The sequence below is a fragment of the Enterobacter sp. CCUG 70166 genome, from assembly GCF_020224095.1.
Taxonomy (GTDB): domain Bacteria; phylum Pseudomonadota; class Gammaproteobacteria; order Enterobacterales; family Enterobacteriaceae; genus Enterobacter; species Enterobacter intestinihominis.
This window is the reverse complement of record NZ_NRIQ01000006.1, coordinates 68,584-81,285: the sequence shown is the minus strand read 5'-3', so window position 1 is coordinate 81,285 and position 12,702 is coordinate 68,584. Positions and strand designations below refer to the sequence as shown.

Below are 12,702 nucleotides of genomic sequence, written 5' to 3'. Positions count from 1 at the left end.
CCGTGCCACCGCAGCGTGTTTCACCTGTAATTTCAACGCATCAAGCACTATTCAACTAAGGCATAAATGATGAAAAAAATGACTGCCGTGCTCTTTTCTCTGGCCGTGGGGCTGAACGCCGTCTCGCTGGCGGCGAAGGCTGACGCACCAAAAGAGCAGGAAACGGATGTCCTTTTAATTGGTGGCGGCATCATGAGCGCCACGCTGGGCACATATCTTCAGGAATTAGAGCCGAACTGGTCCATGACCATGGTCGAGCGCCTTGATGGCGTGGCGCAGGAAAGCTCTAACGGCTGGAATAACGCCGGGACGGGGCACTCGGCACTTATGGAACTGAACTATACGCCGCAGAAAAAGGACGGTTCCATTAGTATCGAGAAGGCGGTAGAGATCAACGAAGCGTTCCAGATCTCACGTCAGTTCTGGTCTCACCAGGTAAACAGCGGTGTGTTGCACAATCCGCACTCCTTCATCAACACCGTACCGCACATGAGCTTTGTGTGGGGCGATCAAAACGTCAACTTCCTGCGTGCGCGCTACGCTGCCCTGCAACAGAGCACGCTGTTCCGCGGGATGAAATACTCTGAAGATCACGCTCAAATCAAAGAGTGGGCGCCGCTGGTTATGGAAGGCCGCGATCCGAACCAGAAAGTGGCGGCGACCCGCACTGAAATTGGTACTGACGTTAACTACGGTGAAATCACCCGTCAGCTGGTGACCTCTCTGAAGAAAAAAGAGAACTTTAACCTGCAACTCAGCTCCGAAGTACGTGGTTTCAAGCGCAACGCGGATAACAGCTGGAGCGTGACCGTTGCCGATCTGAAAAACAACGAAGCCGAGCATGTGATTAAGGCGAAGTTCGTGTTTATCGGTGCTGGCGGCGCGGCGCTGAAACTGTTGCAGGAGTCCGGTATTCCGGAAGCGGACGACTACGCCGGCTTCCCGGTTGGCGGCCAGTTCCTGGTGTCGGAAAACCCTGAAGTGGTTAACCGTCATCTGGCTAAAGTGTACGGTCAGGCTTCTGTTGGTGCGCCACCGATGTCCGTTCCCCATATCGACACCCGTATGCTGGACGGTAAGCGCGTGGTGCTGTTCGGGCCGTTCGCTACATTCTCTACCAAGTTCCTGAAAAACGGTTCCCTGTGGGATCTGCTGAGCGCGACCACGACGTCAAACGTCAAGCCAATGATGGACGTGGGACTGGATAACTTCGATCTGGTGAAATACCTTATTAGCCAGGTGATGCTCTCTGATGAAGAACGCTTCGAGGCGCTGAAAGAGTACTATCCGCAGGCGAAGAAAGAAGACTGGCGTCTGTGGCAGGCGGGTCAGCGTGTGCAGATCATCAAACGCGATCCGAAAGAGGGCGGCGTGCTGCGTCTGGGTACCGAAGTAGTAAGCGATAAGGATGGCACTATTGCCGCGCTGCTGGGAGCATCCCCGGGGGCGTCTACCGCTGCGCCAATCATGCTACACCTGATGGAAAAAGTGTTTAAGGACAAAGTATCCAGCCCGGAATGGCAGGCGAAGCTGAAAACCATTATTCCATCCTACGGTACGAAGCTGAACGGTAACGTTGACGCCACGGAACAAGAGCTGGAATACACCAGCCGCGTTCTGCAACTGCAATACGTCAAACCGCAGGCTGCGGATGCTGCGCCGAAGGCAGAGCTGAAGCCGCAGGCGGAAAGCAAGCCGGTGGCGGATATCGCGCTGTAAGCTAAACGCAAAACGGTAACATCCGTTACCGTTTTTCGTGTTTTCTCCCTCTCCCACCGGGAGAGGGTTGGGGTGAGGGCACCAGAACGCACCCTTTCCAGGTCGGGTAAGCGTGAGCGCCACCCGACTTATTTTTAACGAACTACTGCTTGTCCTACCGTCTCATCCGCCTTCCATACGCGATATTTCACATCCACGTTTTCCGGCGTATAAACGACAATCGGCAGCTTGCTGTTATAGCGCAGCAGACTGTTATCACCCAGATAGGCGGTGATAAATTTCTTCTCTTTCTTGCCGTCCGGGCACGCCATCATGGTGGAGACTGGCGAGGTTACTTTGTCGAAGACATAGTAGTCATAACCCCAGCCTTCCAGCGTTTTGCTTTCCAGTTGGCCGCCCAGACGATGCTGGTTGCAGTCCACTTCCAGCGTCTGGCCGATTAACAGCTCGACTTTGAAATTCCCTTCATTCTGCTGAGCCGGGAGCTGAATAACCTGGCGCTTCATCCCTTTGTCCGCTTGCGGATACGGGGCATCTTTTTCCAGCGGCTGCTCTTTTGGGGTTTCGCTGGCAAAAGCGCTGGTGCTGGCGCACGCAGCGGCGATAAGGGCGATGGCAAATTTAGGTGCGTTTTTCACTGTCATTCCTTTTTGTTAAAACGATCCCGGAAAGACTAACATAATGTATGTGAATGGTTGGCGTAATTTACTCACATTTTCATTTTAAACGGAGTAAAGCACTGCTTTCGTGCTCTTTTATTGGTGTTTAATGCTGCAGTGGAGTCGGTGCAGAGATCGTGTTATTTTACGCGTTAATTATTGTTATTCATCTGTAAAGGGAGAAGAGATGGTACGGGAAAAACTGAAGACACCTGAAGGCCGCAAGTTCCTGCTGGCGTTACTGGTTGTGTTTATGATTGCTGCTGCATGCGTGGGGCGAGCAACCATTGTCGGCGTGATCGAGCAGTACAACATCCCGCTCTCTGCGTGGACAACCAGCATGTTTGTCCTGCAATCAGCGATGATCTTTGTTTACAGTCTGGTGTTCACCGTCCTGCTGGCGATTCCGCTGGGGATTTTCTTTCTCGGTGGGCGTGAGAAGCACTAAGCATTGTGCATGCGAAGACAGGCAATAAAAAACCAGCCATAAGCGGCTGGTTTTTTTGTGTAGTTTTGGTCGGCACGAGAGGATTTGAACCTCCGACCCCCGACACCCCATGACGGTGCGCTACCAGGCTGCGCTACGTGCCGACGCATAAAAGGAATACTACTCGATTCCTTTTTGATTGCAAGGGGGAAGCAACGCTAACTGATTCATAAATAATCAGTTAGCGATAAAGCGCTTCTCGTCTGTCAGCACCTGCAACAGCAAGCTGAGCTGCGGTTTCTGGTCTTTCAGCTTCTCACCTTCGAGGCTGTACGTCTGGTAATTGCCGTTGCTGTTCAGCACAAGGGACAGCGTCGGCGTGGTCACCACCAGCGTGTTTTCGCCAGCAGCCGTGACCCAGTTATGACGCCGCGTGGCGCTAAAGAGGTCTTGTCCCTGCGAGTATTCAATTGCCGGCGTGCTAACGTGCAGCAGCCGCTGCATTAACGTGGTCATGACGTCTTTATGGTCGGTCAGCATGTTGATGCGTTGCGCGGGAGTGCCCGGCCAGTGGATCACCAGCGGGACATGCAGGTTCGGACGCGACCAGTCCATGCCCTTCGCTTCGTCGCCGAGCGGCACGCCATGCCCGGCCGTGATAATGACGACCGTATTGTCCAGCTTGCCCGCGTCGCGCAGGGCGGTCAGCACGCGAGCGATCTGCGCATCGACATCACCCGCCGCACGGCTATAGCGGCGCGCGAAGCCTTTCTGATTGCTGTCATCAAGATTTGTGCCGTTAAACGCAACCCAGGAGAACCAGCGGTTATCTTCCTGTGCATAGCGCTTCAGCCAGTCTATCCACTGGTCAGCAGTCCGATCGTCAGACTGGCTCTGCGCGGCTGGCAGTGAGAAATCAGACAGCAGCGCCTGGCGGTACAGCGAGCTGTTGAAACCATCAGAGGCGAACAGCCCCAGCTGGTAGCCCTGCTGATTAAGCCCGGTAATCAATGCAGCCGGAATACGGGCCGACAGCACGCCGTCCATATAGCTCGGTGAAATACCGTAGAACAGACCGAAAATACCCGCGTCGGTCGAATTACCGGAACTCATATGCTGAGTGAATACGATGTTGTTCTCAGCGAATTCAGCCAGGGCAGGCATCTGCTTCTCATAGCGAGAATAGTTCAGGCCATCGACGGTAATCAGCAGCACGTTCTGACCGCGCCCCATGTCGCGATATTTCAGATCGCTCAGGGGATACTGCACGCTGACCGCTTCCGGATTACCCTGTTCGACCAGACGACGCTGATATTCCTGCGCGTCCAGCAGACCGTGTTTTTCAAGGAAACGACGTGCCGTCATCGGATAGGAGAGCGGCAGATTCGCGCGCTGCATGGTAATAGGGCGGTAGAAGTTCGCATCTGCCCAGATATACATCAGGTGCGAACCGATAAATGAGGCGAAAAAGAGCGCCGCGACGGGCTTCGCATAATGTCGGCGTCGGGTCAGGCTGCGGAGCTTTTGCCAGCTCCACGTCGCAAACAACATTTCGATCAGCAGGATAATCGGCACGCTGATAAACATCAGCTGCCAGTCGCGGGCGGTCTCGTTCTGATCCGGGTTAATCACCAGCTCCCAGACGACAGGATTCAGGTGCAGGTGGAACCGGGTAAAAACTTCGCTGTCGATAAGCAACAGCGTCATGCCCGCCGTCGCAAGAATGGCGGACAGGAAGCGCATCAGCCGCTGCGACATGACGATAAACGTCAGTGGGAACAGGATCAGCAGATAGGTGGCGAAGACCAGAAAGCTAAAGTGACCAACAAGGCTCATCCACGAGTAGATACGCCCGGTTAACGTGGTTGGCCAGTCCGCCACAAACAGATAACGGCAGCCGAGCACCATCGCCAACAGAATGTTGAACAGGGCAAACCAGTGCCCCCAGCTGACCATCTGGGAGACTTTTTCACGGTAGCGCTGACGATTCGTCACCATAAACTGTTGTTCGTTTCCCTTAGTGTGCCTGGTCGTCGCTAACGGATGACTGCAAAGCCAGGGCGAAAGATTTGGCGATCGCCTGACGCTGAGCCGGAGCAACGCTGGTATTGATCAGGTTGGTAACCATATTTCCCAAAACCATCAGGGAGAGATCGGTTGGCGTTTTATGTTTTTCCAGTACGTTGACCAGCTCACTGAGCAGTTGTTCAACGTGTTCGTCACTGTAGCGGGAATGTTGTGGCATAAATCAAAATCAGTTTGTTGAGAGAAGGGCGACATATTACCGTAGCAACAGCTTTTTTTCCCCTTTTTTATCTTCTGTTGCACACATGCGTTGGTGGTGGTTGAATACCGCCCGGTCTAAAAGGAGAGTTTATCATGAGTCTGGAAATCAACCAGATTGCCTTGCACCAGCTTATCAAGCGTGATGAGCAAACCCTTGAAGTGGTGCTACGCGATTCGTTACTGGAACCAACGCCTACCGTTGTCGAGATGATGGCGGAGTTGCATCGCGTCTACAGCGCGAAAAATAAAGCCTATGGCTTGTTCAGCGAAGAGAGCGAGCTGGCGGATAGCCTGCGCCTGCAACGTCAGGGCGAAGAGGATTTCCTGGCATTCAGCCGCGCTGCAACTGGCCGTCTTCGTGACGAACTGGCGAAATATCCCTTCGCCGATGGCGGTATCGTCCTGTTCTGCCACTACCGCTATCTGGCGGTAGAGTATCTGCTGGTCACCGTGCTGAATAATTTAAGCAGCATGCGTGTGAACGAGCAGTTGGATATCAGCTCAACGCACTATCTGGATATCAACCATGCGGATATTGTGGCGCGTATTGATTTAACTGAATGGGAAACCAATCCGGAATCGACGCGCTACCTGACCTTCCTTAAAGGCCGCGTGGGCCGCAAAGTGGCCGATTTCTTTATGGACTTCCTCGGTGCCAGTGAAGGGCTGAACGCCAAAGCGCAGAACAAAGGTCTGCTCCAGGCGGTGGATGACTTTACCGCTGAGGCGCAGCTGGATAAATCTGAGCGTCAGACCGTGCGTCAGCAGGTTTACAGCTACTGTAACGAGCAGTTACAGGCCGGGGAAGAGATTGAGCTGGAGTCGCTGTCCAAAGAGCTGGCGGGCGTCAGCGAAGTCAGCTTCCAGGAATTTACCGCAGAAAAAGGCTATGAGCTGGAAGAGAGCTTCCCGGCGGATCGCAGTACGCTGCGTCAGCTGACGAAATTTGCCGGTAGCGGCGGTGGGTTAACCATTAACTTTGATGCCATGCTGCTCGGGGAACGTATCTTCTGGGATCCGGCGACCGACACGCTGACCATTAAAGGCACGCCGCCGAATCTGCGCGATCAGCTCCAGCGTCGCACCTCAGGCGGTAAGTAGCGGCCATAAAAAAACCCCGCAGAAGCGGGGTTTTTCTCGACAGGTTTGCGATTACGCGCGAACGAAGTCGATGTGAGACAGTTTTGGCTTGAACGGGTGACGCTGAACAGCCTGAACTTTCACTTTTTCTTCTTTACCGCCAACAACGATGGTCAGAACTTCGCTGTAGAATTCAGCTTTGTTCTGCATGTTCCACACTTTGTCGTGATCCAGTTCGATTGCAACTGGAGCAGCTTCGCCACCGTAAACGATAGCCGGGAACTTGTTAGCGTTACGCAGGCGGCGGCTCGCACCCTTACCCTGCACGTTACGTACTTCTGCTTCGATAGTGAACATTGATTTCTCTCTGTATTTAAAACCCTGCTACAGGCGACCCAGCAGCAGGTGAGTGTTCTGCCTCACGGATGTGAAGCGGGCGGCATTTTATACTCAAATGGCTCGCGCATCAACGAAAAGTCCCGTTAACCGCGCAATTCGTTTGCCCGGCGAAAGCGTCCTTCATAGTCAAAGACCTTCTCACGCACCTGCCAGAACTGCCCTTTTTTACGGGCGACAACAAAATCAGGATGGCGCAGCAGCGCCTGCTGGCGCACGATATCGGCAACGGTTATCCAGCGCAGCGGCACGCCGGGCGTGCGGGTATGCGGGCGGATAAAGAGCTGTTCGAACGCGGTGCGCTGGGCGGGCGTCTGGACCCTGAACCGCTCGCTGACGTCTGCGCCGTCCTCGTCGTAATAGGTAATCTTTAGCCACTCGCCTTTTTCATCCGCACCGGGCTGTAAGACCATGCCGGAACAGCGCAGCACCAGCGCATCTTTCAGTTTCAGCGCCGCTTTCAGCATGTCATCCGGGTCGACCAACACCGTGTCACACTCCCGACAGCGGCGGGCAGCGATATCGTTCTCGGCGTTGCACTGCGGGCAGTTTTTGAAGCGGAAGCGGAAATCACACTGTTCGCGATGGCCTTCATCGTCTTCAAACCAGCCCTGACAGCGGCGGCCAAAATGTTCGATCAGCGTGCCGTCGGCGGTAGTTTTGCCCCAGAAAGTGTTGGCAAACCCGCAGGCCGGACAAAACACCTGTACCGGCACGTTGTCGCTCTTGCCTTTTGGCGTGCCCACTTCCGGGGAGTAGAGATCGTGCGGATTACCGGCATAATCGAGGATCAGACAGTCGGTTTTGCCCGGTGCCAGGCGCAGGCCACGGCCGACAATCTGCTGGTACAGGCTGACGGATTCGGTTGGGCGAAGAATCGCAATCAGGTCAACGTGCGGTGCGTCAAACCCGGTGGTTAATACGGAGACATTCACCAGGTAGCGGAACTGCTGGGCTTTGAAAGCCTCAATCAGGCTGTCGCGCTCCGGCCCGGGGGTTTCACCGGTAATTAACGCCGCGTCGTTGGTGGGCAGAAGCCCCGTGATTTCACGCGCGTGTTCGACGGTAGCAGCAAAAATCATCACCCCTTTGCGCGTTTGCGCAAACTCTTCAATCTGGCTGATGATATGCGGCGTGATCCGCTTCTGTTTTTTCAGCTCATGGTTAAGATCCGCCTCGCTGAACAGCCCGTTGCTCTGCGCCTGTAAGCGGCTGAAATCGTACTGCACGACCGGCATATCCAGCCGCTCCGGTGGCGTCAGATAGCCATGCTTGATCATGTAGCGCAGCGGAAGCTCATAGATACAGTCGCGGAACAGGGCCTTTTCATCGCCACGCACCATGCCGTGATAATGAAACTGATAAATCCAGCCCTTGCCCAGACGAAATGGCGTGGCGGTCAGGCCAAGCAGGCGTAAGTGAGGGTTCACCTCTTTCAGATGAGTGAGGATTTGCTGATACTGGCTGTCGTCGTCATCGCTGATGCGGTGACACTCATCGACAATCAGCAGGGAAAACTCGCTGCGAAACAGGTCCAGGTTGCGCGCAACGGACTGTACGCTGCCAAACACCACTTTCCCGTGGCTCTCTTTGCGCTTCAGCCCGGCGGCAAAAATATCGGCCTCCAGGCCGAGCGCGCAATATTTGGCGTGGTTTTGCGCCACCAGCTCTTTTACGTGCGCCAGCACCAGCACGCGCCCGCGAGCCAGGCGCGCCAGTTCGGCAATCACCAGGCTTTTACCGGCTCCGGTCGGGAGCACGATGGCGGCGGGTTCCCGGTGTTTGCGAAACCAGGCGAGGGTGGCATCAACGGCTTCTTGCTGATAGGGGCGTAGTGTGAACGTCATGGCTTCTCTATTCAGTTAACTCGCATATAGTATGCCACGAAACTTTTTCCCTTGAGTGGCGCAACCAGACCATTATACTGAACTGTTTCTGACTGCTTCTTTTTCGGACGCGTAGTCCGACTTCCAGCACCATTAAGGCTAAAAAGATTTCATGCGACTTGATAAGTTTATCGCTCAGCAACTCGGCGTAAGCCGCGCTATTGCCGGGCGTGAAATTCGCGCCAGCCGCGTAACCGTGGACGGCGACATTGTGAAAGACAGCGCTTTTAAACTCCAGCCTGACCACCAGGTGGAGTATGACGGCAACCCGCTGACCCAGCAGAATGGCCCGCGCTACTTCATGCTCAACAAACCGGAAGGTTACGTCTGTTCAACGGACGATCCGGATCACCCGACGGTGCTCTACTTCCTCGACGAACCTGTGGCGCACAAGCTGCATGCGGCAGGGCGACTGGATATTGATACCACCGGCCTGGTGCTGATGACCGATGACGGTCAGTGGTCGCACCGCATCACCTCCCCGCGCCATCACTGTGAGAAAACCTATCGGGTGACACTTGAGTCGCCGGTCTCGGATGACACGGCAGAGCAATTCGCGAAAGGCGTTCAGCTACATAATGAAAAAGATCTGACCAAACCGGCGGTGCTGGAAGTCATTACCCCAACGGACGTCCGTCTGACCATCAGTGAAGGCCGTTACCACCAGGTGAAACGGATGTTTGCCGCCGTGGGCAACCACGTTGTGGGGCTGCATCGTGAACGTATCGGCGCGATTGAACTCGATCCAGACCTGGCGCCAGGGGAATATCGCCCGCTGACGGAAGAAGAGATTGCCAGCGTCGGGCTGCTTTCACGCTAAATTCAGGAGAACCCTGTGACCACCAGGCCACACTCGTCGTTTAAAATCGTATTTATCCTTGGCCTGTTGGCCATGCTGATGCCGCTGTCTATCGATATGTATCTGCCCGCGCTGCCGGTGATTTCCGCGCAGTTTGGCGTACCGGCAGGCAGCGCACAGATGACGCTCAGCACCTACATTCTTGGTTTTGCGCTCGGCCAGCTCTTTTATGGCCCAATGGCAGACAGCCTGGGGCGCAAACCCGTTATTCTGGGCGGGACGTTGATATTTGCCGCGGCGGCGGTGGCCTGCGCGCTGGCGCAGAGTATCGATCAGCTGATCGTGATGCGTTTCTTTCATGGCCTGGCTGCGGCTGCGGCAAGCGTGGTGATTAACGCGCTGATGCGCGACATCTACCCGAAGGAAGAGTTCTCACGCATGATGTCGTTCGTCATGCTGGTCACAACCATTGCGCCGCTGGTCGCCCCCATGGTGGGCGGGGCGGTGCTGGTGTGGTTCAGCTGGCATGCGATTTTCTGGATCCTGGCGATTGCCGCGCTGCTGGCCTCGGTGATGATCTTCGTCTTTATCGATGAAACGCTGCCGGTCGAGCGCCGTCAGAAGTTTCACGTCCGCACCACGCTTGGCAACTTTGCCTCGCTGTTTCGCCATAAGCGCGTGCTGAGCTATATGCTTGCCAGCGGCTTTAGCTTTGCCGGGATGTTTTCGTTCCTGAGCGCGGGGCCGTTTGTGTACATCGAACTGAACCATGTGTCACCCCAGCACTTTGGTTACTACTTCGCGCTGAATATCGTGTTCCTGTTTGTGATGACCATTATCAACAGCCGCTTTGTCCGGCGGGTCGGGGCGCTGAATATGTTCCGCGCCGGGCTGTGGATCCAGTTCGTGATGGCTATCTGGCTGGTATTGAGCGCATTGTTGGGCGTAGGTTTTTGGGCGCTGGTGGTGGGCGTGGCGGCGTTTGTTGGCTGCGTCTCGATGGTCTCATCCAACGCGATGGCGGTGATCCTCGACGAATTCCCGCATATGGCGGGCACCGCCTCGTCGCTGGCAGGGACGTTCCGTTTCGGGATTGGCGCGATTGTCGGGGCGCTGCTCTCAATGGCGACGTTTAATACTGCCTGGCCGATGCTGTGGGCGATTGCCCTCTGCGCGACTTGCTCCATCCTCTTCTATCTTTACGCCAGCCGGCCCCGTAAGACGGCGCATAAATGAGCACTTAAGGCCCGAAACGGGCCTTTTTGTTGACCCATATCAACCAACCCTCGGTTCGTTTACCCGGTGTTTGTTTCTTTTATGTAAAATCTATTTATGTAAAAAGTCACATCATTGTATTTAAAAAGGTTGAGTTAGATCGCAGAAACGGGTACATATAGCGCCGACGCGAGCCTGCAACGCCTATAAAATCCGCTAAACAGTGCAGGTTGGCGATGATGTGTTACTATAAATGTAAATAAATTGTGAAGTAAATTTGCTTCCGGGGATCTGAACGTGAATACATTACAACTCTCCATTGTCCATCGCTTGCCCCAGAGCTATCGCTGGTCGACGGGTTTTGCAGGTTCGAAAGTTGAACCGATTCCGCAAAGCGTTGCCGGGGAGGATAATTGTCTGGTGGCGCTCAAGCTGCTTAGCCCGAGCGATGAAAATGCGTGGCCGGTTATGGAACGTCTCAGCCAGGCGCTGACGGACATCGAAGTAGACAGCTCCGTGCTGGAATGCGAAGGTGAGCCGTGCCTGTTTGTTAACAGCCAGGATGAATTTGCTGCGACCTGCCGTCTGAAAAACTTCGGCGTGGCGATTGCCGAACCGTTCTCCGGTCAATATCCTTTCTGAGTGCTAGTCAGCGGACAATAGCTGGCGCGTGTAATCCTGCGCAGGCGCAGTGAATACGCGCTGGCACTCTCCCTGCTCAACGACTTCTCCCTGCCGCAATACCACCACCTGATGGCAAAGCGCACGCACCACCTGTAAATCGTGGCTGATAAAGATATAGGCCAGCCGATGCTTTTCCTGTAGCCCCTTCAGCAGCGCCAGAATTTGCGCCTGCACGGTGCGGTCCAGTGAAGAGGTAGGCTCGTCCAGCACGATCAGCTCCGGTTTCAGGATCAACGCGCGGGCAATCGCTATACGCTGGCGCTGTCCGCCGGAAAACTCAGCCGGATACCGGTGCCGGGTCTCGGGATCTAAACCCACTTCCGCCATCACCCGCTTCACGTCGATTTCACGCTGTTGTGCCGTCAGCGCGGGCTGATGAACGCGCAGGCCCTCTTCAATAATCTGCAATACGCTCAGCCGCGGGTTCAGCGAAGAGTTCGGATCCTGAAAGACCACCTGCATCCGCGGGCGGACGGGCAGCATTTGGCGGCGGCTCAGGTTTTGCAGCGGCATGCCGTCAAAGAGAATGCTTCCCTGCGAGGCGATCAGGCGCAGCAGCGCCAGGCCGGTGGTGCTTTTGCCCGAACCGGATTCGCCCACAAGCCCAAGCGACTCGCCCGGACGCAGAGAGAAGCTCATGTTTTTCAGAACATGATTGTGATCGACCACGCGACGCAAAATGCCTTTGCGGATCGGGAATGACACCGACAGGTCCTTAACCTTCAGCAACGGTGCGCTGTCAGCGTTAAGCGGAACCGGGTCGCCAGAGGGTTCGCTATCGAGCAGGCGCTGTGTATACGGGTGCTGAGGCGCGCTCAGCAGGGCAGTTGCCCTGTTCTGTTCGACGCAGCGGCCGTTTTGCATCACGGCCACCGCGTCAGCGAGCTTTTTCACGATGCCCAGGTTATGCGTAATAAACAGCAGGCTCATGTTCAGCTCGTCGCGCAGTTCACGCAGCAGTTGCAGAATTTGCGCCTGCACCGTGACGTCCAGCGCGGTGGTGGGTTCATCCGCAATCAACAGTTCGGGGCGCGTCAGCAGCGCCATCGCGATCATCACGCGCTGGCGCTCGCCGCCGGAAAGCTGATGCGGGAAATCGTTCAGCCGTTTCGCCGCATTACGAATGCCGGTGCGTTCAAGGCAGTCCAGAATTTCCCCCCGCGCTGCCTCTTTACGCATTCCCCGATGAAGTGACAGCACTTCATAGAGCTGTTTTTCCAGCGTATGCAATGGATTGAGCGACACCATCGGCTCCTGAAAAATCATGGCAATCTTATTGCCACGAATGCCGCGCAGGGTTTGCTCATCAGCGTTCAGCAGGGATTGTCCATGGAACAGAATATCCCCCTGCGGATAGCTGACCGGCGGGGAAGGGAGCAGGCGCAGCACCGACAGTGCCGAAACGCTCTTACCGGAGCCGGATTCCCCGACCAGCGCCAGCGTCTCTCCGCGCTGGATCTGCAACGATAAATCCGTCACCACCGGGCGAGATTCGCCCTGCTTTGAAAACGCAATCGACAGATTTTCTATGCTCAGAAGAGGCCGGGTCAT

At 55.4% G+C, this 12,702-nt stretch carries 12 protein-coding genes and 1 tRNA gene; 6 read left to right on the top strand and 7 right to left on the bottom strand.

What is annotated here, in order from left to right; genetic code table 11:
- Positions 1 to 69: 69 nt before the first annotated feature.
- Positions 70 to 1,719 carry a malate dehydrogenase (quinone) gene (mqo, locus tag CKK19_RS03530; RefSeq protein WP_063199016.1) on the top strand — a complete coding sequence of 550 codons (1,650 nt, stop codon included), beginning with the start codon at positions 70 to 72 and terminating at the stop codon, positions 1,717 to 1,719.
- Positions 1,720 to 1,853: 134 nt separating this feature from the next.
- Here mqo and eco read toward each other — a convergent pair whose 3' ends face one another.
- Complete coding sequence (eco, locus tag CKK19_RS03525) at positions 1,854 to 2,363, bottom strand: serine protease inhibitor ecotin (protein WP_063853865.1); 510 nt, start codon at positions 2,361 to 2,363, stop codon at positions 1,854 to 1,856.
- A gap of 202 nt (positions 2,364 to 2,565) precedes the next feature.
- On the opposite strand from eco, the gene CKK19_RS03520 reads away from it, so the two are divergent.
- Positions 2,566 to 2,826 (top strand): DUF2534 family protein, encoded by a 261-nt coding sequence (locus CKK19_RS03520; RefSeq protein WP_006811332.1) that lies wholly within the window; start codon positions 2,566 to 2,568, stop codon positions 2,824 to 2,826.
- Positions 2,827 to 2,892: 66 nt separating this feature from the next.
- On the opposite strand, the gene CKK19_RS03515 is transcribed toward CKK19_RS03520, so the two are convergent.
- The 3 genes from CKK19_RS03515 to CKK19_RS03505 form a co-directional block, all read right to left on the bottom strand.
- Positions 2,893 to 2,969, bottom strand: a tRNA-Pro gene (locus tag CKK19_RS03515).
- A gap of 73 nt (positions 2,970 to 3,042) precedes the next feature.
- Complete coding sequence (gene yejM, locus CKK19_RS03510) at positions 3,043 to 4,803, bottom strand: LPS biosynthesis-modulating metalloenzyme YejM (RefSeq protein ID WP_022648735.1); 1,761 nt, start codon at positions 4,801 to 4,803, stop codon at positions 3,043 to 3,045.
- Positions 4,804 to 4,822: 19 nt separating this feature from the next.
- Entirely contained in the window at positions 4,823 to 5,050 is a 228-nt protein-coding gene (locus CKK19_RS03505; RefSeq protein ID WP_038984002.1) for a YejL family protein, read from the bottom strand.
- 134 nt (positions 5,051 to 5,184) lie between these two features.
- Here CKK19_RS03505 and yejK point away from each other — a divergent pair, with 134 nt between their 5' ends.
- Positions 5,185 to 6,192, top strand: a complete 1,008-nt coding sequence (gene yejK / locus CKK19_RS03500; protein ID WP_017693031.1) for a nucleoid-associated protein YejK — start codon at positions 5,185 to 5,187, stop codon at positions 6,190 to 6,192.
- 51 nt (positions 6,193 to 6,243) lie between these two features.
- Here yejK and rplY read toward each other — a convergent pair whose 3' ends face one another.
- Together rplY and CKK19_RS03490 are read right to left on the bottom strand one after the other, a co-directional pair.
- Entirely contained in the window at positions 6,244 to 6,528 is a 285-nt protein-coding gene (gene rplY / locus CKK19_RS03495) for a 50S ribosomal protein L25 (RefSeq protein ID WP_022648733.1), read from the bottom strand.
- A gap of 125 nt (positions 6,529 to 6,653) precedes the next feature.
- On the bottom strand, positions 6,654 to 8,414 hold the full coding sequence (locus CKK19_RS03490) for a DEAD/DEAH box helicase (protein WP_063853863.1): 1,761 nt from the start codon (positions 8,412 to 8,414) through the stop codon (positions 6,654 to 6,656).
- Positions 8,415 to 8,565: 151 nt separating this feature from the next.
- On the opposite strand from CKK19_RS03490, the gene rsuA reads away from it, so the two are divergent.
- From rsuA to CKK19_RS03475, 3 genes are all read left to right on the top strand, one after another.
- Positions 8,566 to 9,273 (top strand): 16S rRNA pseudouridine(516) synthase RsuA, encoded by a 708-nt coding sequence (gene rsuA / locus CKK19_RS03485; RefSeq protein WP_022648731.1) that lies wholly within the window; start codon positions 8,566 to 8,568, stop codon positions 9,271 to 9,273.
- A 15-nt stretch (positions 9,274 to 9,288) separates the two neighbouring features.
- On the top strand, positions 9,289 to 10,488 hold the full coding sequence (locus CKK19_RS03480; protein WP_022648730.1) for a Bcr/CflA family multidrug efflux MFS transporter: 1,200 nt from the start codon (positions 9,289 to 9,291) through the stop codon (positions 10,486 to 10,488).
- A gap of 276 nt (positions 10,489 to 10,764) precedes the next feature.
- Positions 10,765 to 11,109 (top strand): YejG family protein, encoded by a 345-nt coding sequence (locus CKK19_RS03475; RefSeq protein WP_003859372.1) that lies wholly within the window; start codon positions 10,765 to 10,767, stop codon positions 11,107 to 11,109.
- A 3-nt stretch (positions 11,110 to 11,112) separates the two neighbouring features.
- Here the strand turns inward: CKK19_RS03475 and yejF are convergent, their stop codons facing one another.
- Entirely contained in the window at positions 11,113 to 12,702 is a 1,590-nt protein-coding gene (gene yejF, locus CKK19_RS03470) for a microcin C ABC transporter ATP-binding protein YejF (RefSeq protein ID WP_063853862.1), read from the bottom strand.